Origin of the sequence: Rhodococcus jostii RHA1, assembly GCF_000014565.1 — a bacterium.
In the GTDB taxonomy this organism is placed as follows: Bacteria; Actinomycetota; Actinomycetes; order Mycobacteriales; family Mycobacteriaceae; genus Rhodococcus_F; species Rhodococcus_F jostii_A.
In genome coordinates this window covers 25,845-49,766 of record NC_008271.1, presented here as the reverse complement: position 1 = coordinate 49,766, position 23,922 = coordinate 25,845, and the positions used below count along the sequence as shown (strand labels likewise).

22 protein-coding genes are annotated in these 23,922 nt (G+C 63.3%); 14 read left to right on the top strand and 8 right to left on the bottom strand.

Annotated elements, in window-relative coordinates; genetic code table 11:
- Positions 1 to 24 precede the first annotated feature (24 nt).
- From RHA1_RS43085 to RHA1_RS43060, 6 genes are all read left to right on the top strand, one after another.
- On the top strand, positions 25 to 501 hold the full coding sequence (locus tag RHA1_RS43085; RefSeq protein ID WP_081437615.1) for a nuclear transport factor 2 family protein: 477 nt from the start codon (positions 25 to 27) through the stop codon (positions 499 to 501).
- Positions 498 to 2,252 (top strand): sigma-54-dependent Fis family transcriptional regulator, encoded by a 1,755-nt coding sequence (locus RHA1_RS43080; protein WP_148228583.1) that lies wholly within the window; start codon positions 498 to 500, stop codon positions 2,250 to 2,252. The genes RHA1_RS43085 and RHA1_RS43080 overlap by 4 nt, the downstream gene beginning before the upstream one ends.
- Before the next feature lie 123 nt (positions 2,253 to 2,375).
- Positions 2,376 to 3,185 carry an N-acyl homoserine lactonase family protein gene (locus RHA1_RS43075; protein WP_011600328.1) on the top strand — a complete coding sequence of 270 codons (810 nt, stop codon included), beginning with the start codon at positions 2,376 to 2,378 and terminating at the stop codon, positions 3,183 to 3,185.
- Positions 3,186 to 3,299: 114 nt separating this feature from the next.
- On the top strand, positions 3,300 to 3,767 hold the full coding sequence (locus RHA1_RS43070) for a nitroreductase family deazaflavin-dependent oxidoreductase (RefSeq protein WP_011600327.1): 468 nt from the start codon (positions 3,300 to 3,302) through the stop codon (positions 3,765 to 3,767).
- 735 nt (positions 3,768 to 4,502) lie between these two features.
- Positions 4,503 to 4,814, top strand: a complete 312-nt coding sequence (locus tag RHA1_RS43065; RefSeq protein ID WP_011600325.1) for a hypothetical protein — start codon at positions 4,503 to 4,505, stop codon at positions 4,812 to 4,814.
- Between the two features lie 276 nt (positions 4,815 to 5,090).
- Positions 5,091 to 5,516 carry an IS1380 family transposase gene (locus RHA1_RS43060; RefSeq protein ID WP_050787697.1) on the top strand — a complete coding sequence of 142 codons (426 nt, stop codon included), beginning with the start codon at positions 5,091 to 5,093 and terminating at the stop codon, positions 5,514 to 5,516.
- A 225-nt stretch (positions 5,517 to 5,741) separates the two neighbouring features.
- Here RHA1_RS43060 and ribB read toward each other — a convergent pair whose 3' ends face one another.
- The 3 genes from ribB to RHA1_RS43045 all read right to left on the bottom strand — a co-directional run bounded on the left by ribB (position 5,742) and on the right by RHA1_RS43045 (position 8,743).
- Positions 5,742 to 6,809, bottom strand: coding sequence for a 3,4-dihydroxy-2-butanone-4-phosphate synthase (ribB, locus tag RHA1_RS43055; protein WP_011600323.1), 1,068 nt, complete (start codon positions 6,807 to 6,809; stop codon positions 5,742 to 5,744).
- Positions 6,809 to 7,303, bottom strand: a complete 495-nt coding sequence (locus RHA1_RS43050; protein WP_011600322.1) for a flavin reductase family protein — start codon at positions 7,301 to 7,303, stop codon at positions 6,809 to 6,811. The genes ribB and RHA1_RS43050 overlap by 1 nt, the downstream gene beginning before the upstream one ends.
- A gap of 276 nt (positions 7,304 to 7,579) precedes the next feature.
- Positions 7,580 to 8,743: an LLM class flavin-dependent oxidoreductase gene (locus RHA1_RS43045; protein WP_050787696.1), complete on the bottom strand. Its 1,164-nt coding sequence runs from the start codon at positions 8,741 to 8,743 to the stop codon at positions 7,580 to 7,582.
- 660 nt (positions 8,744 to 9,403) lie between these two features.
- Between RHA1_RS43045 and RHA1_RS43040 the strand changes: the two genes are divergently transcribed.
- Complete coding sequence (locus RHA1_RS43040; protein ID WP_011600319.1) at positions 9,404 to 10,231, top strand: mycofactocin-coupled SDR family oxidoreductase; 828 nt, start codon at positions 9,404 to 9,406, stop codon at positions 10,229 to 10,231.
- Between the two features lie 236 nt (positions 10,232 to 10,467).
- On the opposite strand, the gene RHA1_RS50135 is transcribed toward RHA1_RS43040, so the two are convergent.
- Positions 10,468 to 10,776: a hypothetical protein gene (locus RHA1_RS50135; protein WP_041813713.1), complete on the bottom strand. Its 309-nt coding sequence runs from the start codon at positions 10,774 to 10,776 to the stop codon at positions 10,468 to 10,470.
- 502 nt (positions 10,777 to 11,278) lie between these two features.
- Here RHA1_RS50135 and RHA1_RS43030 point away from each other — a divergent pair.
- Together RHA1_RS43030 and cofC are read left to right on the top strand one after the other, a co-directional pair.
- The gene (locus tag RHA1_RS43030) at positions 11,279 to 13,858 is read left to right on the top strand and encodes a bifunctional FO biosynthesis protein CofGH (protein WP_011600316.1); all 2,580 of its coding nucleotides are present in this window, start codon (positions 11,279 to 11,281) and stop codon (positions 13,856 to 13,858) included.
- Positions 13,851 to 14,495 (top strand): 2-phospho-L-lactate guanylyltransferase, encoded by a 645-nt coding sequence (gene cofC, locus RHA1_RS43025; protein ID WP_011600315.1) that lies wholly within the window; start codon positions 13,851 to 13,853, stop codon positions 14,493 to 14,495. The genes RHA1_RS43030 and cofC overlap by 8 nt, the downstream gene beginning before the upstream one ends.
- Positions 14,496 to 14,671: 176 nt before the next feature.
- On the opposite strand, the gene RHA1_RS45410 is transcribed toward cofC, so the two are convergent.
- Positions 14,672 to 15,160 (bottom strand): transposase, encoded by a 489-nt coding sequence (locus tag RHA1_RS45410; protein ID WP_011600314.1) that lies wholly within the window; start codon positions 15,158 to 15,160, stop codon positions 14,672 to 14,674.
- 181 nt (positions 15,161 to 15,341) lie between these two features.
- Between RHA1_RS45410 and RHA1_RS43015 the strand changes: the two genes are divergently transcribed.
- Positions 15,342 to 15,776, top strand: a complete 435-nt coding sequence (locus RHA1_RS43015) for a site-specific integrase (RefSeq protein ID WP_237727124.1) — start codon at positions 15,342 to 15,344, stop codon at positions 15,774 to 15,776.
- A gap of 241 nt (positions 15,777 to 16,017) precedes the next feature.
- Complete coding sequence (locus RHA1_RS43010; RefSeq protein WP_041813712.1) at positions 16,018 to 16,323, top strand: hypothetical protein; 306 nt, start codon at positions 16,018 to 16,020, stop codon at positions 16,321 to 16,323.
- 167 nt (positions 16,324 to 16,490) lie between these two features.
- Here the strand turns inward: RHA1_RS43010 and RHA1_RS43005 are convergent, their stop codons facing one another.
- From RHA1_RS43005 to RHA1_RS42995, 3 genes are all read right to left on the bottom strand, one after another.
- Positions 16,491 to 17,312, bottom strand: coding sequence for an SDR family NAD(P)-dependent oxidoreductase (locus RHA1_RS43005; RefSeq protein ID WP_237727140.1), 822 nt, complete (start codon positions 17,310 to 17,312; stop codon positions 16,491 to 16,493).
- A gap of 598 nt (positions 17,313 to 17,910) precedes the next feature.
- Positions 17,911 to 18,693: an enoyl-CoA hydratase/isomerase family protein gene (locus RHA1_RS43000; protein ID WP_011600310.1), complete on the bottom strand. Its 783-nt coding sequence runs from the start codon at positions 18,691 to 18,693 to the stop codon at positions 17,911 to 17,913.
- A gap of 16 nt (positions 18,694 to 18,709) precedes the next feature.
- A complete protein-coding gene (locus RHA1_RS42995; protein WP_148228581.1) occupies positions 18,710 to 20,620 on the bottom strand; it encodes a GAF domain-containing protein in 1,911 nt (636 codons plus the stop codon).
- Between the two features lie 75 nt (positions 20,621 to 20,695).
- On the opposite strand from RHA1_RS42995, the gene RHA1_RS42990 reads away from it, so the two are divergent.
- From RHA1_RS42990 to RHA1_RS42980, 3 genes are all read left to right on the top strand, one after another.
- Positions 20,696 to 21,391: a TetR/AcrR family transcriptional regulator gene (locus tag RHA1_RS42990; RefSeq protein ID WP_011600308.1), complete on the top strand. Its 696-nt coding sequence runs from the start codon at positions 20,696 to 20,698 to the stop codon at positions 21,389 to 21,391.
- 336 nt (positions 21,392 to 21,727) lie between these two features.
- Positions 21,728 to 22,870, top strand: coding sequence for an acyl-CoA dehydrogenase family protein (locus RHA1_RS42985; RefSeq protein WP_011600307.1), 1,143 nt, complete (start codon positions 21,728 to 21,730; stop codon positions 22,868 to 22,870).
- The gene (locus tag RHA1_RS42980; RefSeq protein WP_011600306.1) at positions 22,867 to 23,901 is read left to right on the top strand and encodes a thiamine pyrophosphate-dependent dehydrogenase E1 component subunit alpha; all 1,035 of its coding nucleotides are present in this window, start codon (positions 22,867 to 22,869) and stop codon (positions 23,899 to 23,901) included. Before RHA1_RS42985 ends, RHA1_RS42980 begins: the two co-directional genes overlap by 4 nt.
- The last annotated feature ends 21 nt before the right edge of the window (positions 23,902 to 23,922 follow it).

Below are 23,922 nucleotides of genomic sequence, written 5' to 3'. Positions count from 1 at the left end.
TGGTGTCCTAACAAATGAGGTGAAATGAGTTTCGGTGTCCCCTTGTCGTCCAAAGGAAATGCACGGCCCGGATCGACACGAGAAGTCGTTGAGAAAGTGCTCGACGCACGCTTGCGCGGTGACGATACCCGCCTGAGCGAACTATTGTCGGATGACGTCGTGATGAGGCCGCCGCCGTCTCTCGTAGCCAGTCCTTTGCGCAACCGAGAGCTCATCGTTTCGTTGCTCGCTGGCCGCGTGATTGCATCAGTGATGCAGCCGGGATCCGTTCGCCGTGAGGTCGGGGGGATTGTTTGCGAGGGGAACACGGCGGTCGTGCGTCAGCGACTCCGCGGTGTCTTGCCCGATGGCTCGGCCTACGACAACGAATACGTGTGGATCTACGAGATTGGCGACGACGGTCGCGTCAGATATATAGAGGAGCATGCCGATACATTGTATGCTTACCGCACGGGTATCATCTCGCCATCTATGCAGGCGGAATTGGAGTGCGGAACATGAGCAGCTCCCTGCCCGTGCAGGGGCTCGACGCGCGGGAGTCGCGCCAACCGGACCGTCGAGGGTGCGGTAGTGGTGAAGACTCCAGACGTCCGCTCCGGCCGGTCATCGCAGCGTCGTGGCAGAGGTCAGCGGACTATGGAATCGCTCGAGACCGACTGAGCGATCCTTGCTACCGTGCGTTCGACCCCGAGTCTCGACTGCTCCGGGTAGCGCGGCCAGCGCTTGACTGCATCGCCGAGGAACTTGCCGGAACCAGAACTGCAATTCTTTTAGCTGATAACAACGCCACAGTCGTTTCCGTGCTCAGCGGCGGTGGTCGTGAATTGCGTAGTGCGCTCGACCAGGTCGGTGTCGAGCCGGGGATGGACCGCTCAGAGCAAGCGGTTGGAACCAGCGGTATCGGTACCGTGTTAGAAGCGCACCAGCCGTTGATGATTGTCGGAGACGAGCATTATAAGGAAAGTTTGGACCGATTCGTATGTTCGGGGGTGCCCATATTTGATCCGATCGGGAATCGGCTGGTCGGCGTCGTGAACCTGTGTAGTTCCACAGGGGAAAACAACGAGCTGATGATGTTGCTGGCTCGTCGTGTGGGGCGCTCCATCGAGGCGAGGCTCCGCGACACATCAACCCAGGCGCAGCGGGCGCTCCTCGACGAGTACATCCGTATGTGCCGAACTCCGGCGCAGGCAGTAGTAGCTTTTGGCCCTGAGACGCTCATGATGAATTCGCAAGCTTCTGCGATCCTTGGGCCCGGGGATCATGCCGTGCTCTGGAACTGGGCGGAGGAGTGGATCTCCCGGCGAAACTCTATGACTGGGGTGGTCGAGCTCACCGGGGGAGTGACCAGCCGAATCCGTGCCTCTCGAGTCCTTGTGGACAGCGTGACTTCGGGCGTTGTTCTATCGTTCCTACCGGACGAGTCCCCGCAACCTAGCCGACTGTTGTCCGAACCGCGGGGCGGTAAGTGGAGTCGAGTCTGGGAAAGCACCCTTGAGCGGGTACGAGCAGCGGGGAACACCAGCCACGTCGTGGCCCTGCGGGGCGAGTCAGGCGCCGGCAAGGCCACGCTCGCCGCTGGACTGCTCGATCGAGGAGTTGGCCACGTTGAGTTCCTCCTGCCTGCGAACGACGACGAGCAACGAGTAGTGCTTCACGACGTCCGCGCCGCCCTACACGGCAGCAAGACGGTGATTGTCCGGCGGGTCCAGAACCTGCATCGATCGCAAATCGCCAACCTTGCTTCCTACGTGGAGGCGGCGACCGCCCCAATTGTTCTCACCGGTGCGGAATCATGGGGATCGGAAGATGCATTCGCTCCGCTACTTCAGGCGGTTGATGTCATTATCGATGTGCCGCCGCTCCGCGAGCGGACCGCGGATATACCCCAGCTCGTCGCCGAGATTATTGCCGCCTCAGACATCGATTGCGCCCCACTGCGCTTCAGTCGAGATTCGCTCGGCGCACTCATGCGCTGTAGCTGGCCGAGAAATATAGCCGAACTATGTTGTGTCGTAAACAGTGCCATCCTGAATTCGGGATTCAATGACGTAAAGCTTCACGATCTTCCCGCCGAGTACCGTTATGTCGGCCCCAATATGCAGTTATCAACACTGCAAATAGCAGAACGTGACGCCATCGCGACGGCACTGGCCGGAAATGGTTGGAACAAATCTGCCACGGCAAAGCATCTCGCTATCGGGCGGGCAACACTATATCGAAAGATGCGCGAGTTCGGCATTGAAGCTTAGCTAGCCTATGCATATTCGAGTGGCTGAATAATTCGTCACAATTTCCCGCCCGCTCCAGGGCGAATGATTTCCGAGTCGAACTAGTTCCGCTTTCTAAGCAGGCCAACATCAAGGACGGATTCAATGGGAAATAAGCTATCGGGACTCAATCTGGGCTACGTGACAGTCCATGAACAATCGCTCCTCAACAATGTGCCTGAGTATGTGGGGGAGTCGTATTGCACACCTGCAATTGCTTACATAATCGATACCCCGGAAGGGAGAATTCTCTGGGAGACCGGATTCTCGGAACGTGCGCTGGACGAGTGGCCCACGGAGTGGCTCGATGTGGTCGATCTGTCGAAATTGACTCCGGAGATGTGCATCGAGTCCAGCCTACGTGCCCGTGGTCTCGGTCCTGAGGACTTCAGGTATGTCATTCAAGCGCACTTGCACAGCGACCATGCTGGCGGGCTGAGAGTCTTTGAGGAAGCGGGTGTCGAGATCCTCGTGCACGAGGACGAGTACAACTTCGTCACAAGCCTAGCCGGCGACGAATCCTTCTATTGTCGCGCAGATTGGGAGTTTCTCGACCGAAAGAAGCCAACACTGTTGAGTGGTTCCGAAATCGAGATAGCGCATGGCGTAACTGTGATGCACAGCCCTGGCCACACGCCGGGGCAGCTCTCTATGCGACTCGACTTGCCCAGCACAGGCAGTGTCCTGCTAACTTCGGACGCCTTGTACACACACGAGAGCTGCCCCGGCAAATCTGAACCGCAAATGGGTTGGGATACTGAACAGTGGCGCGATTCCGCGCGTGACCTGATCGAGGTCGCGAAGAAGCACGAATCCCTCCTCTTTCCCGGACACGACGAAACTGGGATCCGCTTTTACGGAGAGCGACGCGAGCTAGTCGAGATCGCGTTCGACGAGAACCAAACCTATGCATAATCTGCATCAGCAAGAGTCCAGCCTATTCGGTGTCACGTGGTAGAGCTTGCCGACCCTATGAGACACCTTGTGAAACCATGCTAAACCTTACAAATCCTGAGTTCGGAGGTCCTTATGCTTGAGGCCGTAAATCGTGCCTACCTCAACCTAGTCGAGCACTCGTGGCCCGTGTACAAGCGGATGTTAGCGCTCCACACCGTGGTCTACCGGGCCAGCGGCGGTCGGATTGGTCACCGCTTCCTGCACCTGAAGCAGACTCTGCTGATCGACCACGTCGGGGCGCGGTCCGGAACACACCGGACCTCGGGACTGGTGTATGCCAAGGACGGCGCGAACCTGATATTGGTCGCGTCGAAGGGCGGTCACCCACGCAACCCCGACTGGTTCCACAATCTGCGTGCGAATCCGGACACGACCGTTCAGGTTGGCACCGAGCGACGGACGGTGCACGCCCGCGTCGCGCAGCAGGACGAGCGGGAGCGGTTGTGGGCGCTCGCCATCGACGTCCATCCCGGGTTTGCCGCCTACCAAGCGCGCACAGACCGCGAGATCCCGCTCGTCGTGCTCGAGCCGCGACCTTAGACCGAAGGCGTCGACACGTCCTGTTCGGGCGCCTATGAGCGGATGTTCGCCGCTGCACGTGCGGCAGCCCCCGAACACGACATTGCGCTCGAACATCTGCTCTCGATCGACTCGACCATCGTGCCTGCCCACCAGCACTCCGCCGGCGCACTGACCGATGCCCACAAAGGGGCTCGGTCGAAGGGCAAGAATGGCCAACGAACCCGCCAAGCATGCACTCGGCCGACCTCGAGGCGGTTTGAGCACCAAGATCCACGCTCTCACCGACGTGCACTGCTGCCCGCTAACCCACATGCTCGCCCGGACAGACAGGGGCAACCCCTGCCTGGCTCCGTTGTTGGAGGCTCATCGCGCTCGTGAGACCACAGCATTCCGGCTGCTGGCAAACAAGGCGTACTCGCATCCACGTATCCGAAAGCAACTGAGGGACGCCGAATCTCACGTACCATCCCCGAACGCAGCGACCAGATCGCCCGCCGCAAGGCCAAGAGCTCGGCCGGCGGTCGACCACCCGCATTCGACAAGCGCAGGCAAGGGCAAATCCGGAAAGTGCGAACTCGTTTAAGCGATCCCGCTCGACAATGAGCGAACATTCCTCACGTAGCTCCGCTCGCACCGATCGAGATCTGAGACAAGAATCGCCGCAATCTAAGCCCGCGCATCGGAACACCGTAGAATACAAAGCTATTAAATCTCAGGTCTGTGCTGGCTGGAACCAAACCATGGAGAACGCAATTGTACTTCCGCATCACCGCCGACTCGGCCGATCTAGTTGACCCGCAAGATGTCACCGCCTTCCACGTGGTTTGCCCCTACGGACTAAGCGGTGACGACCTCATCGCCGCCGTGCGCCGAGCCGACATCGGAGAGGTGCTAGCCGACGGCGAACACGTCATGGTGCTGGTGAGCACCATCCGCCTGATGGCCGCCGACCGGGTCGGACCTGGATGGTCCGATGCCTTTACGGCGATGCTCGACTACGCCGAGAGCAAAGGGTGGACCGACAAGGACCGCGCCAGGGTCCGCGCGCACATCGAGCGAAACTAACAATGGCGCTGTCTTGACGTACTTGGACACCAGCCCTTGAACTCTCGGGCTGACGGGTCCGGGGATTTGCAGATCGGCTCGTACGGCTGTACACCTCGACCGAGATCCTGGGCACGATGGCGATGGAGAAGATGCTCGTCGGCGTGTCGACGCGCCGGTACAGAAGTTAGCCTCGGACCGGACGGTGATCGGGCAATTGAACGTCATCGGCGACATCCCCGCCGACGCCTGGACCCCGCTCTGTGTACCGACGGGAATTGTCGCGTCGGAGCCTGGGTGGTCCACGCGACCGGGGTGCTCGACCTGTCCGGGTGGCCCGACGGGATGCGGGTGATCATCCGTAAGGCAAGACCGCACCCCGGCGCGCAGTTGCCCTTACCGATGTCGACGGGGCTGCGGCAGACTGCGTTCATCACCAACAGCGCCCGCGGTGAACTGGCCGACCTGGAGTTGCGGCACCACCGCCGCGCCCGCTGCGAGGTCAGCATTCGCACCGCCGAGGACACCGGCCTGATCAACCTTCCCCTGCACGGATTCGCGCAGAATCAGATCTGGGCTCGCGGTCGTGGCCATCGCCGTCGAGCTGACCGCGGGATGCAGATTCTCGCCCTCATCGACAACGTCGCACGGCGGTGGGAACCCAAACGACCACGGCTGTGCCTGTTCTCGATCGCCGGCCGCATCGCCCGCCACGCACGATGAAACCACCTCCGTCTGCCCGCGTCCGCGCCCTGGGCGGGCATGGTCGTAATCGTCCTCGGCAGGCTCGCTACGCTACCCGTGCCCTTCCTGAACAGTAGAAACCGTGACCGACGAGATAGAAGGGCAACCGGCCTTCGGGCATGTGGATCCCGACGCCACCCGACCGCCTCGGTAGGTTCGCTCACGCCCTGTTCATCGGATTCACGGCCGAAGCACCGAACCCGATCAGGCCGACACATCAGCCGCAGGAAAGGTCGAGGCTAGGTCAGCAAGAATCCAATCGGCCACGGCTTGCATCGCGCTAGAGTTGACGCCCTCGTTCCGCTCGGTCGCGAATATGCCGCATGCGCGCGGCCCCCCGGGTGGACGCAAGTACAAGACGACGCCGCAGCCCTCAGCGCAGAACTGGAACATGGCCTTTTCGAGCTCCTGGCGGCATCCGCAGGCGGTCGAGCGGAAGACATCTCCACTGAGGCATTCGGTGTGGACGTGAACAGGCACTTCCTCGAATTGCCTTCCACCGGTGGGATCTACAACCAACGCCATGTGCTCCGCTCCGTCATGCGCACCGACGTAACCGACGGCCCGGAACCGTCCGAAGTCGGTGGGCAGTGACGTCACCGCCCCCCTCCGCACCTGAGGTTCAGTGCGCTGCCGGTAGTGGATCAGGTCCGCGATCGAGAGGAGCACGAGATCATGCTCCTTCGCGAAGCGTTCGAGTTCCGGGCCGCGGGCCATATCGACCGGCCGATCCTGCGACACGATCTCGCAGAGTGCGCCGGCGGCGGGCACCCCAGCGAGCCGGGTGAGGTCGACCGCGGCCTCCGTAAGGCCCGGCCGGTCCAGCACGCCGCCAGGCCTCGCCATCAGCGGGACGACGTGCCCCGGACGGACGAAGTCGCTGGCCAGCGAGTCGGGACTGGCCAGAGCGGCAATCGTCGCGGCCCTGGAAGCGGCGGAGATGCCAGTCCCGGTGCCCCGCATGTCCACGGTGATTCGGTACGCGGTGTCGAACCGATCGTCGTTACTGTGGTGCATCGCGGGGAGCCCAAGCCGATCACACTCGTCCCCAGGCAGGGCCACACACACGAAGCCGGATGTGTGCCGGACGGTGAAGGCGACGAGTTCCGTTGTGGCGAGGGCTGCGGCGAAGATCAAATCGCCCTCGCCCTCGCGGTCGGCGGCATCGATTACGACGACAGGCCTACCGGCCGCGATGGCCGTGAGAGCGTTGCGGACCCTTTGCTCCGCAGTATCGGGACGACAAGAATCCATGGGGCTCTCGTCTTCCATCAAACGGCGGTCAGGCGGCGGAACTGGCTGCCGTGGAAAATTAACGGGGACACTGAAGGGTCGGAACGAAGACCATGGATTCGCAGCACCACGATATCGTGGTCACCCGATGGCACCTCGGCGTGGATCGTGCAGTCGAGCCATAATGTTGCCCCATGGATAAACACGCTGCCATCGTCGGTGGCAAGCCAGTCGGTGCCCGCAAACCGGTCACCGATCTTGCTGGCCAGACGTTTACAGATCTCGCCCTGCCCCTCGGTGAGAATGCTCAGACCCAGCCGGGGTCTCTTCCGGAGAGTCGGCCAGGTCGTGGAGCTATGCTGCATACAGATCGACACCAGTGGGGGGTCGAACGATACCGATGTGAAAGAGCTCGCAGCCAGCCCCATGGGTACGCCGTCGAACTCCGCACACACAGCAGTAACGCCCGACGGGAAACATCCGAAGGCGCGGCGCAACTGGTCGCTGGACGTCACCGACTCGATCGTTGTCATCTGGATCTCTCCTTCCTGCAGGGGCGTCCATACCCCTACTCTGCGTGACGCTCACCCCTACTAAGTGCGCGCCGCTGTCAGTCCCGTCGGACCGCTTCCACTGAACAGGACGCATTCGCCACGACGCTTTACTCGGCCGCATCGAAGGCGCGGGCAGTGTCACCGAATCCATCTTCCCAGGGGAGAACCTTCTTCTTGGGGCCGAACATCAGGGCCACAGTCCTTACCTCATCGCCATCAACCATCGGCGGACGTCATTCCTCGACGGGCGAGAGATCAGGCCCTCCCAGCCGCGGCACGCTCCTTGACGTGCCGGTCCGTCGCCGCCTGGATCGCGTCGCCCTGACGTTTGTCGAGTTCGGCCCAGCGAGATACCGCGTAGTCCTCGGCCTTCTGCAGTCGGCTTGTACTGCCTTGGAAGCGGGGCTTGACGTGGTTCGCGAACAGCTCATAGCTCTTCAACACCGCGTCGTGCCGAGCCCATTCGTGATGCAGCAGCAGGTAGGAACCGAAGCCCTTGGACTGTTCCTCCAAGCGCTCGATCTGCCGCACGGCGTCGTCCGGTGTGCCGATCACGCCTAGTCCGGTCTCGTTGATCCAGTCGACGCGTTCCTCGAAAGTCTCGCCCACCGCCCGAAAATGTGGTGCGGCGAGGATGTGCTGGGAGTAGTGGCACCATGCGTCGAGGCCGTGCCGGACGTCCTCGATTGCCTGCTCCTTTGTCTCGGCGAGGTGCATCGGGCCGACCAGGCGCCAACCGGCACGGTCTGGCGTGTGCCCGAATTGGGGGGCCCGCTCTTCCATGACGTCCCAGTGCAGTGCCAGCGCGTCGAACCCGCCCTGCGCGGTAGCACCGACAGACATCAGATTGAGCCCGTTCTTCGCTGCCACACGCGGGCCGGTCGGGGTCGCGACCGCAGCCACGGTGATCTCGAAGTCGCTGTAGGGAGCGAACTGGGTCCGCGCGTCGTGCAGTCGGTAGCGCGGGGTCTCATGTGTGACCGATTCCCCGCGCAGAATCGCCATCAGGACGTCGACGTCCTCCTCGAATGCGCCGCGCTGCTCTGCCATCGAGATGCCGATCATTGCCGCGTCTGTCGGAAGCGAACCCGGGCCGAGACCAAGCATAAACCGACCACGCAGCAGGCGATCGGTGAACAGCGCGCGGTCAGCAATCCAGAGCGGGTTGTGGTAGGGCAGTGAGACCACACCGGTCCCGAGCTTGATGTGTCGAGTTTCCTGCGCGGCGTAGGCGATGAAGATGAACGGGTCGGGGACGAGCTCCGTCCCGCAGGAGTGGTGCTCACCGATCCACGCCTCTTCGAACCCGAGCATATCGAGGTGCCGGAGCACGGATAGGTCGCGCTCGATTGCGTAGGTGGGGTCTTGGCCCACCGGGCAGTGGAACGGAGCCATGAACGCTCCGAACTTTAGTGCCATGTTCAGCTCCCTTGCTGGAGTCCTACTTGCTGGAGTCTTACTTGCTGGATCGGCGCTGCTTTGCAGCGCCTCATATGGAATATTTGCACAAGAGAACACCTTTCGAATGTCCTCTTCTGAGGCACTCTTCCCCCAAGGATTGCCGGGTTCCGAGCGTCGTTCGGAACCGTCCCGGAATGCTTCAGTCTTGCCCACTTGCTTTCGGCGCCCAGATCCACCGTCGTTGATTCAGATCGCTGTACGCGGCGACGAGCATGCTGCGACGATGCTGCCGGACTGAGGGACCGGGTTCGGCGAACCAACGCTCAGATGCTCCTCGAGCGGCTCGTGCAGGCCACCTGTCTCGGCCAGCCGCACCACTGGGAACCAACCCCACCGCTGCCACGAAGTTGGAGCCAACGACACCAAGCGTGATGGTGAGATGCTTTCATCTGCGAGATTGCCCCCTGCTCGGCGCAGCCTGGCGGGTGGCAACTCCAATTATCCATCCCAGCAGTAATGTTCGCGCCGTACGACAGACTCGAACGGTGAAATCGCCTGGCGGATCTGGACTGAAGTCAAAGCGCCGGCTGTCTCACATTGGTACTTTCACGAACTGGCACATGACCTAGCATTTGTGGCGCGATCTACATCACATCAATGGAAGGAGATTTACTCCATATGCTCAGGTTGGAAGGTAAAGTCGCTCTCGTAACAGGCGCTGCTCGCGGGCAAGGGCGGAGTCATGCCCTTCGAATGGCGGAGGAGGGCGCAAATATTATCGCGGTCGACCTTTGTGATCAGATCTCGACTGTGCCGTATGACATGTCCGATCATAATGACCTGCACGAAACCGGCAGGCTTGTCGAAGAGTACGGGCGGAGGGTGATCACCGCTGTGTGTGACGTCCGCGACTCGGACAGCCTACGGTCTACTGTGGCACGGTGCGTTCAAGATCTCGGCCGACTCGATATTGTCTGTGCAAACGCTGGAATTTGGAGCGCGGGCGGGGTTCGGGATCTGACGGTTGATTCATGGAATGACATGATTTCGGTGAATCTAACCGGGGTTTTCAATACTGCACAGGCCACGGTCGAGCACCTAATTGCCGCCGGTGGCGGGTCGTTCATTGCGACCAGCTCCGTGTTTGGCCTGAAAGGGCGGGGCGGTATCGCACACTACGCATCTTCGAAGCACGGCGTAACTGGACTCGCGCGCGATATGGCAGGCGAATTGGCTCCCTTTAGTATTCGCGTCAATTCGATTCATCCGGGTGGCGTAAGGACCCCCATGGTCGAAAATGAGCACCTGTTCCGGTTATTCCGTCCCGATCTCGATCATCCCGGTTGGGATGACGTCAAGGAGACCCTTTCTTCCATGAACGCTTTGCCTATTGACAGCATTCCAGTACAGGATATTTCGAACCTGGTGCTGTTCTTGGCCTCTGACGAGTCACGGTACATCACTGGGACATCCATTCCCGTTGACGCAGGCTTCGTGCACCTCTGAACCACAAACGCCAGGGCCCGGCAATGTCGCATTTCAACTGCTTGTGAGTATGTCGATAGGATGTTGAGGGTTGGGACTGTGGTGTCTGATCGCGGCGGCGATGTTATCGTGTCCGGCCAGGCGCAGGAGGCTTGGCGCCAGGTTCCTGACGGTGGCATCACCTGCGGCCCGCAGAGGGTGCGGACCTGCGCGGTCCTCATCGAAAATGACATCCCGAATCCAACAGAGGCGATTTTCTATCGTCCCTGTCCGCGTAGCCATGTCGCGACCCGTCCGAGATGCGCATCGACCGCGGACAGGGACGTGACCGCGTAGACGACCTCGGTGTGACTCTTGCCGTTGCGGCCCGGCGGATGGTGCAGGCCGGCTGCAGCACCTGGACTGCGTGCGGAAACAGATCGTCGACTCGGTCGGCACGACACCGCGGTACCGAGCCGTTCTCGCTCGATATCGAGTACATGGCAGTCCATTCGCCGATCGCGGTGAACGCTGGCCACCGTCGCGGCCACCGCGATCGCCAGCACCGCCCCGATCGTGTTCCGCACACACCACGGTTAGCGTGGATCATGCACTGCGGCGGACACCTCGGGCACCGCGGCGTGATGGAAGTCCCGCCGAGTCCGTGGCCGGATGTCGACACCAGCGGTGGGCATGGGCGAAGATGACACGCCGGGATCGGCTTGTTCCTGGTTGTGGTGCTGGTGTAGGAACTTGAATCATTGCTGGGCGTCCGTGCCCGCCCTGAATTTTCAGCTTCATCGGCGTGTCATCCGAAGACACAGCAGGTGAGCACCGCTATCGAACGACGTGCCGAGACCCTGACAATCGCTCCTCTCCTCCGGCGACCGGCCGCAACGGCAAGTTTCTGCCCGGTACCACGGTGTTGGGGCAGTGTGGCATTAGCCAGGTCCATGCCAACGGTTACCGCACGATTCCGATGATCGCGGATAGAACCTCGAATCATCATGTGAGAACGGAAGCGCTGGATCAGCTGCTAGCAATCCGCCGTGCACTTCGATCAGTAACCGCCAGCAGAAAGACGATCGGATGACGCCTGGGAGACATCTCGACATCGATCCCTTGCCAACCGCAACCGTGCCGAGAGCTGATACCGCTGAAGCCCCGCATTCGTTTACGATGCGGCGGGTGCTGCGTCGTGCCCGCGACGGCGCCACTCTGAACGTGGGCGAGGCGACGACCCTGCTGCAGGCCCGCGGCGACGACCTGGCCGACCTGTGTTCGTCGGCGGCGAAGGTTCGGGATGCCGGGTTGCTGGCGGCGGGCAGACCCAGGGCCGTCACGTACTCGCGCAAGGTGTTCATTCCGCTGACGCGGTTGTGCCGGGACAAGTGCCACTACTGCACGTTCGTGACCGTGCCCGGCAAGTTGCGGGCCGAGGGGCGCGGCGCGTATCTGGAACCGGACGAGGTGCTGGAGATCGCCCGGCAGGGCGCCGAATTGGGCTGCAAGGAAGCCCTCTTCACCCTCGGTGACCGTCCCGAGGATCGGTGGCCGGAGGCCAAGCAGTGGCTGGACGAGCGCGGCTACGATTCGACGCTGGACTACCTGCGGGCGATGTCGATCCGGGTGCTCGAGGAGACCGGGCTGCTGCCGCACCTGAACCCGGGTGTGATGAGCTGGGAGGAGATCTCCCGCCTCAAGCCGGTGGCCCCGTCGATGGGCATGATGCTCGAGACGACGTCGACCCGGTTGTTCACCGACAAGGGCGAATGCCACTACGGCAGCCCCGACAAGGATCCGGCGGTGCGGTTGCGTACGCTCACCGACGCCGGGCGGTTGAGTGTGCCGTTCACGACGGGCATCCTGGTGGGCATCGGCGAGACCGTGCGGGAACGGGCGGAATCGATCATGGCGATCCGCAAGTCGCACAAGGCGTTCGGGCACGTTCAGGAAGTGATCGTGCAGAACTTCCTCGCCAAGCCCGACACCGCGATGCGCGACGCCCCGGACGCGGGTCTCGAGGAGTTCGCCGCGACCATCGCCGTGTCCCGGCTGCTGCTCGGCCCGGGGATGCGCATCCAGTCACCGCCCAACCTGGTGTCGAACACCGAATGCCTGGCGTTGCTGGGTGCGGGTGTCGACGACTGGGGCGGCGTGTCGCCGCTGACCCCGGACCACGTGAACCCGGAGCGGCCGTGGCCGAACCTGGACACCCTGGCCGCGATCACCGCCGAGGCCGGGTTCGAGCTCACCGAGCGCACGGCGGCGCAGCCGCAGTTCGTGCTGGCCGGCTCGCCGTGGATCGATCCGCGGATCACCGGGCACGTGCAGGCCCTCGCGGACCCGCACACCGGGCTGGCCAAGCTCGACACGAAGCCGGTCGGGTTGCCGTGGCAGGAGCCGGACGAGTCCTGGGAGTCGACGGGCCGGGTGGATCTGAACACCGAGATCGACACCGACGGCCGCAACACCGAGACGCGCAGCGACCTCGGCAGCGCGTTCGGGGACTGGGAGACCGTCCGCGAGCAGGTGCTGGAGTTGAGCGGCCCGGTCCGGGTGGACACCGACGTCCTCGCGGCGCTGCGCAGCGCCGAGCGCGATCCGGCGGGCTGCACCGACGACGAATACCTGGCGTTGGCGACGGCCGAGGGTCCGGGGCTCGAGGCGATGGTGGCGCTGGCGGATGCCCTCCGCAAGGACGCCGTCGGCGACGAGGTGACCTATGTGGTGAACCGGAACATCAACTTCACCAACATCTGCTACACCGGCTGCCGCTTCTGCGCGTTCGCGCAGCGCAAGGGTGACGCGGACGCGTTCACCCTGTCCACCGACGAGGTCGCGGACCGCGCCTGGGAGGCCCACGTCGCGGGCGCGACCGAGGTCTGCATGCAGGGCGGCATCGACCCGGAACTCCCGGTCACCGGGTACGCCGATCTGGTGCGCGCGGTGAAGGCGCGGGTGCCGTCGATGCACGTGCACGCGTTCTCCCCGATGGAGATCGTCAACGGCGCCTCCCGCGGCGGGCAGAGCATCCGGGACTGGCTGACGGAACTGCGCGAGGCCGGTCTGGACACCATTCCCGGCACGGCCGCGGAAATCCTCGACGACGAGGTGCGCTGGGTGCTCACCAAGGGCAAGCTGCCCACCGCCACCTGGATCGAGGTGGTGACCACGGCGCACGAGCTGGGTCTGCGGTCGAGTTCGACGATGATGTACGGGCACGTCGACAACCCGACTCACTGGGTGGGGCATCTGCGGGTGCTGTCCGGAATCCAGGACCGGACAGGCGGATTCACCGAGTTCGTTCCGCTGCCCTTCGTGCATCAGAGCGCGCCGCTGTATCTGGCGGGCGCGTCGCGTCCGGGCCCGACCAACCGTGACAACCGGGCCGTCCACGCCCTGGCCCGGATCATGCTGCACGGGCGGATCCCGAACATCCAGACCAGCTGGGTCAAGCTGGGGGTCACGGGCACTCAGGTGATGTTGCAGGGCGGCGCCAACGACCTCGGCGGAACGTTGATGGAGGAGACCATCTCCCGGATGGCGGGTTCGGAGCACGGCTCCGAGAAGACCGTCGCCGAACTGCGGGCCATCGCCGAGGGAATCGGCCGCCCGGCACGCGAGCGGACTACGACACACGCACGACGGGACACACCGCGTGAGTGACTATGGTGAGTGGGCTGTCATCGTGCCGTTCAGGAGTCTCGACGTCGCCAAGTCACGTCTCGCGGTCTCGTGCCGGCGTGACCTCGCGTTGGCCTTTCTCCAGGACACCTTGGCCGCCCTTACCCTAAGCAACCACATTTCCTCCGTGATCGTCGTCAGTCGAAACGCCGCCCTATCCGAAACAATCGGGACGCCGGTCATCAAGGACCAGGGGAGCGGAATCGACGACGCAGTAGAGATCGGTCATCGGTGGTTGCGCGAACATGGCCACGACGGCCACTATTCGGTGGTCATGCCAGACCTCCCGGCGCTCCGCACAGGAGACATCGACAACTTTTTGAGCGCGGCCAGTCGATTCCCACGTGCCTTTGTCGCCGACTCGGCGGGCACCGGCACGACATGCCTGACCACCCAACAGGCAGCGATACTCTCGGCGTTCGGTCGAAACTCGGCGCAGCGGCACACCCGGATGGGCTACAAACAGATCCCACTCGGCCTTCCTTCTCTTCGTCTCGACGTCGATACCATCGACGATCTGGAGCGCGCTGCAAGGATGGGCGTAGGTCGCCACACCCAACGACTCCTGATCAGCAACAACGAACTCCATAGTCTGCGTTTCCCTTGTGCGCCTGGTTGATTTGATTCCAAGGTTTGTGGCGTGTGTGGCTCTTCCCCAGAACCCGATCAGCAGCTCGACTTGACTGTGACCGACCGCGATGACGTCAGCGACGGGAGAGGCCGAGGGTCAGTTTGGCATGCACACGCCGGGACCCGTTCCTCGTGAGGCGGTATGGACACCGCGGATCTGTTCGGCTAGCCAGGCATGCCGAACAGCGTGCTGGGGAGGGCGGCCGGGTGCGCCCTGCGTAGCATCCGGCTTCGGGCACTGGAGAGCAGGCGGCAGGCCGGCGGCACGGGTAGTCCTTCCGCGGCCATGGCGCCCGATGGCAGCGAACCGCCATTTCGGGAGTGGGGCTCTTGCAGCAGATCACGGGCCCGGGCGAGGATCGCGACCTGAGTTTCGACTTCGCGGATCCGTTGGCGTGCCGCTGCCAGCTCGGTCTGTTCGCCTCGGGTGATGCCCTGCGCCTGTCCGGTGTCAATCAGCTCCTGTTTGCGCCATGCGTAGATCGTCTGGTCACCGATGTCGAGGTCGGCTGCCACCTGAGCGGCCGGCCTTCCTGCCGCCACCAGGTCGAGGACCTTACGTCGGAACTCTTCGGGATACATCTTCGGCCGCAGTTCCGCCTCCTTCGGGCGGGATCGTATGTCGGCCGGACATGAAAAGCGGATCTGGCGCACTTTCCGTGATTCTGTTGTGGGGCGTGGTTATACGGTGTGGATCACGCGCTTGCGGTGAAGGTCGAGGTTGGCGCGTCCGTACATCTGGCGTTTGCGCATTCTAAGTTTCAAAAGCTACGTGGAATCTGGCCGGGGGAAGATCATGTCTCCTCGGTGTTGATCACGGAACTGAGGACATGGCTTGAGCGGCACGCTGGTGTTGGAGGAGAAGTGGCCGGTGCTGGGCCGGCATGTGCAGGCGGCCGGGTGGCTGCCTGTGTGGACCGATCTCGGTAGGGCGCCTCGGACGATCGACGCCTACGCCCGGGGGCTTGCCGAGTACCTGGAGATGTGCGAACGGGAGGGTGTCGACCCGGTAACGCCGAGCCGGGCGCATGTCGGCGTCTATGTGCGGGAGTTGACCGAACGGCCCAGCCGCCGAGGCGCGAACGTGGTGTCGCTCGATTCCGGCTCCGGTCTGGCCAACGCCACGGTTACGCAGAGGATGGTGCCGGTGCGGCTGTTCTACGACCACCTCATGAAGGAAGGGTTGCCCGAGTCCAATCCCGTTGGCCGGGGCCGCTTCACACCCGGACGACGCGGTGGCGGGCATCAGCGGGGTTGGTGCCCCGGTTGAAAAGCTGCCCTGGTCCCCACCGAGCGGCAGTGGGCTGACATCCTGACCGTCGCCGCCGGGGAACCGGTCCGCAACCGGGTGATGTGGTGCTGGCCTACGATGCCGCGCTGCGCCGTGAGGAGCTGTGCTCGCTGTGAATCGTCCCCAGTTTGATGCTGCATCAAACTGCATCAAACTAGGGACGATTCACCACCGGTACCGGTACCGGTACCGGGCGCATCGTGGAACGCTACGCCCAGCGGTGGAGCATCGAACCGGCGCCCGCAACCGGGTTCAACGCGCGGTCGAACGCACGGTGCCGTTCGGGTTCCTCGTCCAGACCCTGGTCATCGTCTGGTGCGCCACTCACGGCTACCATCGCGACGACCTGACCGTTCGTCACGCTGCCGAGCCCTGGTATCCCGGAAAGACCGACACCGTCTTCGGGGACATGCTCGCCAAGGCCCGCTGCACCCTCATCGCCGCCCGATGTTCCGTGACTACGCCAGATCGGCTCGACCCCAACATAATACGCGACTACGAACTGGCTTGCCCCGCCGTCGCATAACCGCGAAAGTCGAGTAGTATTCGGCGTCTTCTTGCATTGATTACGGGCCAGGCGGTCATTTCCACACCTAAGTGCGGTGTGACGCAGACCTTATCGAGTCAGAAGTTGAACGAAAAGGGGAGTGCGCCGCCAGGGTCGACCCTGGCGAGTTCTCCAATTGGCCGGCCTCATCGAGCCGCGAAACCGCTGATCGGGAGCTGCGCGTCCAGTCCGTACCCACGTCCTTCGCCCAGGACTCCGTACTCGACGAGCAGCTGCTGGCTGTACACTACACGGCCACTGATCTCCTCCAGCGGTGCGGTGAGCAGGATCTCGATCGCGCGCGTCATGAATTCGGTCGACTCGGCACGCGGGTCCTTGGCCCCGCGTACGAGGTCGTTGAACACGGCTCCCGGAGTGGGCACCAGTTGAGACGGAGCGAGCGCGGCGACCCCCACGCCTCGGCCGTACACTTCTTCCGCCAACCCCTGAGTGAATCGCTCGACCGAAACTTTGTTCGCACCGTAAAGGGTGTCCCCGATCCGGTCACCGTCGGCATACGGGCCACGGCCTGGACCAATTGCCGACTCGGAGGTGACGTTGACGATGCGGCCACTGCCACGCGGCAGCATGTCCTGCAGCGCCAACTGACTCAGCAGAAATGTCGCATGGCACATCACACGCCACGACAACAACCACTGCTTGGATGGCATCGACTCCACCAGATCGAAGAACCCCACCGCCGCGTTGTTCACCAAGATGTCGACGGGGCCATACACCGATCGGGTCGCCTCGATCAGCGACCGGCAATCCTCATCCTTGGCGAGGTTGACCACAACCGGATGGGCCGTACCTCCCTGCTCCTGAATGGCGGCCACCGTCTGCTCCAGAGATCCTGCAAGCGGGTTGTCACCTTCGGTGAGGGTGCGCGCAGCGCATACGACCGATGCTCCCCGGGCTGCGAGGAGATGCGCTGTGTCCGCACCGATTCCCCTGCTCGCCCCGGTCACGATTGCGACCTTGCCGCGCAGCGGCTGCTCTGTAGTTGCCGATTGTTGTTCGTTTGTCACAGTTCACGTCCTTCTAAGTTCGATCGGCCGACCATTCGGATGGTCGACTCCGGAAAAGTCGTCGTGGTCACTTGGGGGCGCGAGCGGAATCGGTGCCGCGCTCGTACAGCGATGCGCCGCGACATCCTGACAGTTCACTGGACGCGCCCACATTCATCACCGTCCGCCCAACGAGGGATGGGCGCGAGCGGATACGGAAGGCGGTTGATCGATGGCCGCGGCGCAGCAGATCAATGCTCGGCGAAGATCAGTTAATCGGTCCATGGGCCGATCGTCCAAGCTTCTTCGCTCGAGACCAAAGCCCGCAGTTATCGCAGCCTGGCGACATCTCCAAGGCGATTGGTGACGTCGGACTCGCTCCTTGCCGGCGGCGGCGCTCACCGGGTTACGGTACGTAGGGTCATAGTCGGGTGGCCACGGCACATTCGCGTTGCCGCAGGTCGGTGCGCCGAACACCGCGGCGGCCGCACGGGCGCCGACCCCCGGTAACGGTCCCGACGCCGGCGGGGCGCTTCGGCGACAAGGGTCCTGGTACCCGTTATCGACCGATGAAGCGCGCTTGCCGTCGTGCGCGGAACGCCGCCAGCCCCTCTCGGAGATCCTCGGAGGTCAGAAGTGGTGCCAAGGCATCGTGGGTGGCGTCGATCGCATCGAACAGGTGGAGAGTGCGCCCGGCCCTGACCTCCGCCTTGGCGACCCGGAGCGCCAAGGGCGCGTTTCGGGCAATTGTTGCGGCCAGGCGTTGAGTTCGCGACGCCAGGCGATCGTGGGGGGCAACTTCATTGACAAGTCCGAGGTGTAGCGCCTCGGATGCGTTGACGGTACGTCCGGTCAGAAGTAGGTCCATCGCGCGCGCTTCCCCGATCAGCCGGGGGAGTCGTTGGGTTCCCCCTGCCCCGGGGATGAGTCCGAGCCGTGTTTCGGGTAGGCCGAGCATCGCGGTGTCGGCGGCGATGCGTAGATCGCAGGCCAGTGCGAGTTCGAGCCCGCCTCCTAGCGCGTGGCCGTTGATCGCTGCAATCGTCGGGACGGGAAGGAGGTCGATTCGATTGATCGCTTCGATCAGCGCTCGGTTGTATCGGGCGTTGGCATCGGCGTCGTTGCGGGCAATCTCGTTGAGGTCGGCGCCGGTGGCGAAGGTGTTCTCGGTGCCGGTGAACACCACGCATCTGATGTGCGGGTTCTGTTCTGCCGCTGTCAGTGCGGCTGTCAGGTCAGGGAGTCCTGCGGGGGAGAGCGGCAGCCGACCGGCTTGGCCGCTCAGCACGATCGTGGTGATGTCGTCCTGGAGTTCGGGGACGACGCTCGATGGGGATGGCACGGTGAAGGAGCCCCCTTCAGGGGTAGTGGGGGAGTGGATTTGTCGTTGATAGTTGCCCGCGAAGGCGGAGGATGAGTAGCGCCAACTGGCAACTGACTTGATGATCGCTGTTGCCGGTGAGGTCGAGGCCAGTCAGCTGATGTATTCGGGAGAGGCGATAGCGCACGGTGTTCTCGTGCACGGACAACGCCCGGGCGGTGTCACGGATGTTGCGCGCGTGATCGAAGAAGACGTCGGCGGTGTGGAGCATCTCATGGTCCCGAGCGTGGTCGGACAGCAGCCGACCGAGGGTTTTGTGTACGTGCTGGTCGGCGCCTGTCCGGTCGATCGCGGACAACAGGACACCGGCGAAACCGAGGTCGTCCGCGGAGAGGATCGTGGTTGACTCGGGACAGAGCTGACGTAGACAGTGCAGTACCCGCTGACTTTCGTCGAACGCCCGAGGGGCCTGGTCGACGGCCGTGATGGGGCTCGATATCGCCGCGATCAGGGTGTCCTCGGCGTCGGCCAATTTGAGCGCGGCCGCGGTGAGCGTGGATGCGCGCTGCGCGAGTTCGGAAGGAGAATCTTCGCCGAGATCGACAAGCACCGCGATCGCGCCCTCGGCGGTGGGAGTGGCCAGCGCTGGAGGACCAGCGGTGACACTGTCGAAGGCTTGAGCGAGGTCGCGTGCGTCCAACCGAATCGACGACGCCCGCCTCTGCGCCACCAGGCACACCACCCGCTGACAGTCCATCGGGATCGAGTGCAGCGCGGCACGGCGATGAGTTACGGCGTCGAGGTTGCCCTCGATCATGGCCCGCGCAATCTGCTGGCGGCCCTCGGAGGTCGTCATCGCAGATTGTGCTTCCACACGCAGTTCGACGGAGATGGCATGGGCCGCGGTGCGCAACACTGTCTTGTCGTGTTCGGTCATGGGGCGGCCGTCGCAAATGAGAGACATGTTGCCCCGCCGATGGCCATCGACGGTGATGGGGGCCACGAGCAGGCCGTCCGGTTCGGTGCTGAGGTCGAGGACACCCGAGTCGGGTAAGGCGCGCAGCGCCTCGATCGTGGCCGGACGGTTCAGCAGCCGTCCGATCCGGGCGGCGTTACCTCCCTCACCGCCGTGAGCGATGGGACGATGTGCGCCATCGGTGAACCAGCTGCCACGTCCCGTCGCCGTACTGGCAGAGGCCGCGATCTGTTGCGGGGTTGTGCCAGCACTCGACGCACACGCGATCTCGTCGGCGAATCGACGTGTTCGTGCCGATTCGTGGGAACGCATCTGCAGATCACGCACGGCGGAGTGGAGATCGTCGACTTGGTGCAGAACGGGGAGCAGGCCGGCGATGAGGTCGGCGTAGAAGGTCACAAGACGAGTCTCGATCGCGGAAAATCCGCGATGGTGCCCGACGAGGTCGAGGAACATCAGCCCATAGACTTGCTGGCGAAAGACGAGGGGGACGCCGAGAACTTCCCTTACCTGGAGGTTGACCATGGTCGAGCGGACCGGACGGCCGTCGGCCACGGCGTCGCGTACCAGCACAGGTTGCCGGGTTGCCACGATTTCCTGTGACATCCGATCCCTGGTAACGCCACACCGCAGGTGGCGGACTATGTCGCTGTCACCCGGTGACCGGGCGGCGACGCCATGAAAGATGCCCGAATTGGATCCGCGTAGGAAGATCGAGCAGCGGTCCACGGCCAACAGGTCGCATGCGTTGCCGGCAGCGACCCGCAACACCGGCTCGATCCCCGGTTGACTGGTCACGGTGCCAGCGACGTCGTGAAACGCCTCGATCACGGCTGCATCGCCTAACTCTGTTCGCGACCACGACGCCGGATCGCGGGCATCGCATGGGTCGGTGAACGTGGGTGCTCCGGACTCGGCTGTCCGGGGCAAGGTCAAATGCGAGAGAGTCACCGCGGAACACTCCAATGGCATGGGATATCGAAGTCGGGTGCCTCGAACGATAGGCTTGACCGCCCGTTCAGTCAATGTACGAGGGGAACGACAGCGATGGTGGAATTGGTAGTCGACGAACCGGTGTCACTGCGAGTGCGGATTCAGCGGGTGTTTACCGAATGCGTCGCTCAGCAGGGCTTTCGTGGAACCGCTCTGAGTGAGGTCTCGGACCGGCTGGGGATCAGCAAGGGAACGATTCTGCACCACTTCAAATCGAAGGAGGCCCTCCTCGCACGGATCGGTGAGGACTACATCGATCGGCGTGAGCGGGAGCTGCAGCACATCCTTTCTCACCTGGACGGCCCGCAGGACCGTCTGATCGCGGTCATCGTGTCGATCACGCTGTGCCACCGTGACGACCTAGCTGCCACCCGGGCCTTCGGACGGGAGTTCGCTCGGTACGCGGACTCGCCCCAGCTGGACCAGGTCCGTCTACGGCGTCACGCGTACACCGAGCGGGTGGAAGAGGTGATTGCAGAAGCCATGGCAGCAGACGTGGTGCGGGAGGATGATCCCCGCCTGGTGGCGTTGCAGATTTTCGGCATGTGCAACTGGACGTGGTCCTGGTATCGGCCCGAGGGGTCGTGGTCAATCGAGGAGATCGCCGACAGGTACGTGCGCACCTTGCTGCTGGGCCTGGGATGCGATCCGGCGCGCGTGGAACAACCCTCCGTCCCCTCGCACGTTCACGACGAAGTCGTGAGAGCCGCGGTGCTCGCGAGAGAGACGCAGTCGATACGCGATCACTGAAACATCGGACCGGGCTTGGAGAAGTCCACAACTCGCACTCGCACGGTTTGAGGCAGCCGAGAGAAGCCGACGTCAAGACCCGCACGCGGCGTCTGGCCATCTCGCGGTGCGGTTTCGCACGTCGGCGGTCGCGACGATGAGGGTTACCAGGTCAACCATGGCCGCACCTGGAGTGAAAGTGCCGCCGACGAACTAGTAGTCCTCACCAAGGCACGGGCGCGTCAAGACTGGATCGACGGTGACTGTCCAGGCTTTGCTGCACTCATCGCCCGCGTCCCTCTGGTTCCGGAACGCAGGCACGCAGGTATTCCGACTTGTCTGAGGTGAGGACGCAGAATGAAAACGGCGCTGGAAAGCGATGAGCACCGGTTGATGCGGGAAACGGTACGCAAGTTCGCCGCCGATCATGTTGCGCCCCTCGCAGCAGAAATTGATCGCGAAGAACGATTCCCCCGTGAGTCGTGGGAGGCCGCCGCCGAACTCGGACTGCTTGGCATCCGCGCACCGGAGCAGTTCGGAGGATCCGATCTCGGTTTGACGGAGACCTGCATCGCCGGTGAGGAGTTATCGGCCGTGTGTATGTCGACCGCCGTGACTGTTCTTCATCAGAGCAATCTGGTGGTCGATCGGATCGTCGATCACGGCACACCTGAGCAGCAGGCCCGCTATCTGCCGGGATTGTGTGACGGCTCGATCATTGGTTGTCTGGCCATCACCGAACCGGAGGCAGGTTCGGATGCAATGAGTATGCGCACCAAAGCCACCCGTACCGAAGGGGGCTGGCTACTCAATGGCGCCAAGACGTTCATCACCAACGGTCCAGTAGCCGACCTCGCCTTGGTCTATGCCAAGACCGGCCCGGTGGAGGACCGGGAACTCGCTCTGTTCGCCGTTGACACCACCGCCCCCGGCTTCTCCAAAGGCCGCAAGCTCGACAAGCTCGGCTGGCGGGGATCTCCCACCGGCGAATTGGCCTTCTCCGACTGTTTCGTTCCCGACGATGCGGTGATCGGTGGGATCGGGAACGGCATCAAGGTGCTGCGCGACGGGCTGGCGAGCGAGCGCGTCTTGATGGGTGCACAGGGGGTCGGACTCGCCGCCGGCGCGCTGCGGGAAGCGGTGCGCTATGCGGGCGAACGTCGGCAGTTCGGTCGCCCTATCGGCGACTTCCAGCTGATTCAGGCCAAGATCGCCGACATGTACGTCGGAATCGAACTGGGTCGCGCACTCGTATCCAAAACCGCGGCCGCAATCGACGCGGGAGATTCCGGGCTGACCAGGCTTGCCTCGGCGTGCAAATTGCACGGATCCGAAGTGGCCATGAATGCTGCGCTCGAAGCCGTGCAGATCTTCGGCGGATACGGCTATACACGTGAGTTCCCAGTCGAGCGTTACCTGCGAGACGCCAAGATCATGCAGATCGGTGGCGGCACGTCGGAGATTCAGCGGATCATCATCGGTAGGGAGATGCTGCGATGACAACAACGTCCAAGAAGCGTCCTCCCGCACAGCAGAATCCAGCCGCAGATGCGACCGTCACCGAACGCTCGGACGCAGACCTCCTATCGACCTACCGGCTGATGGTGCTCGCCCGCGAGTTCGAGGAACAACTCGGCGCGATCTTCGCGGCGGGCAAGCTGGGCGGCTGGTTCCACTCCTGTATCGGGCACGAAGCCACCGGTGCCGCAGCGGCAGCGCTGATGCGCGAGACAGATCACCTCGTGCCCTATCACCGTTCTCGGGTGTCGATCCTGGGTAAGGGCATGACGGCACGTGATCTCGCGATGGAGATCATGGGACGGGCCACCGCACCCAGCCGCGGGCGTGCAGGAGAGACCCACATCAACTACGCCCCCGCCCGGATCTACGGAACAACCGGCGTGCTGGGCGCGAACATCCCCATTGCTGCCGGAGTCGCATACGGGGTGCAGCAGCGCGGCCTCGACGAGGTCGTGGTCTGCGGCTTCGGCGAAGGCACCAGCAACCGGGGCGCTTTCCACGAAGCATTGAACATGGCCGCCATCTGGGATCTGCCTGTCATCTTTATCTGCGAGAACAACCTCTACGCGGAATTCTCCTCCTCCCGTGACCAGATGCGCTGCGCAGACGTCGCCGATCGCGCCGCCGGCTACGGCATACCCGGCGTCGTCGTCGACGGAAACGATCCCGGGGCTGTGTACACGACACTGGCCGCCGCATTCGAGCGCGCCCGAGGTGGCGGCGGGCCGACCCTGGTAGAGGCGAAAACCTACCGGCTCAACGGCCACTACGAAGGCGACCCCCAGTCGTACCGCGACAAGGCGGAGGTCGCCGAGTGGGCTGAGCGTGATCCCGTGACCTGCTACCGCGCGCGCCTGCTGCAACAACAGAACGTGACCGAGGAGCAGCTGCACACCGCCGAAAGGGAAGCCGCCGACGAAATCCGGACGGCCATGACAGAGGCACTGAACGCCCCACCGGCGGGCAAAGACGACATCTTCGGTGACATCTACGCAGGAGGTCCTCTGTGAACGCGTCCGCAGCACCAGGCC

What these genes read in the sequence shown, in the direction of transcription:
- RHA1_RS43085 (WP_081437615.1), top strand. Translation starts at nt 25, where the DNA reads ATGAGTTTCGGTGTCCCCTTGTCGTCCAAAGGAAATGCACGGCCCGGA.
- RHA1_RS43080 (WP_148228583.1), top strand. Translation starts at nt 498, where the DNA reads ATGAGCAGCTCCCTGCCCGTGCAGGGGCTCGACGCGCGGGAGTCGCGC.
- RHA1_RS43075 (WP_011600328.1), top strand. Translation starts at nt 2,376, where the DNA reads ATGGGAAATAAGCTATCGGGACTCAATCTGGGCTACGTGACAGTCCAT.
- RHA1_RS43070 (WP_011600327.1), top strand. Translation starts at nt 3,300, where the DNA reads ATGCTTGAGGCCGTAAATCGTGCCTACCTCAACCTAGTCGAGCACTCG.
- ribB (WP_011600323.1), bottom strand. Translation starts at nt 6,809, where the DNA reads ATGGAAGACGAGAGCCCCATGGATTCTTGTCGTCCCGATACTGCGGAG.
- RHA1_RS43050 (WP_011600322.1), bottom strand. Translation starts at nt 7,303, where the DNA reads ATGACAACGATCGAGTCGGTGACGTCCAGCGACCAGTTGCGCCGCGCC.
- RHA1_RS43045 (WP_050787696.1), bottom strand. Translation starts at nt 8,743, where the DNA reads ATGGCACTAAAGTTCGGAGCGTTCATGGCTCCGTTCCACTGCCCGGTG.
- RHA1_RS43040 (WP_011600319.1), top strand. Translation starts at nt 9,404, where the DNA reads ATGCTCAGGTTGGAAGGTAAAGTCGCTCTCGTAACAGGCGCTGCTCGC.
- RHA1_RS43030 (WP_011600316.1), top strand. Translation starts at nt 11,279, where the DNA reads ATGACGCCTGGGAGACATCTCGACATCGATCCCTTGCCAACCGCAACC.
- RHA1_RS42995 (WP_148228581.1), bottom strand. Translation starts at nt 20,620, where the DNA reads ATGCCATTGGAGTGTTCCGCGGTGACTCTCTCGCATTTGACCTTGCCC.
- RHA1_RS42990 (WP_011600308.1), top strand. Translation starts at nt 20,696, where the DNA reads ATGGTGGAATTGGTAGTCGACGAACCGGTGTCACTGCGAGTGCGGATT.
- RHA1_RS42985 (WP_011600307.1), top strand. Translation starts at nt 21,728, where the DNA reads ATGAAAACGGCGCTGGAAAGCGATGAGCACCGGTTGATGCGGGAAACG.
- RHA1_RS42980 (WP_011600306.1), top strand. Translation starts at nt 22,867, where the DNA reads ATGACAACAACGTCCAAGAAGCGTCCTCCCGCACAGCAGAATCCAGCC.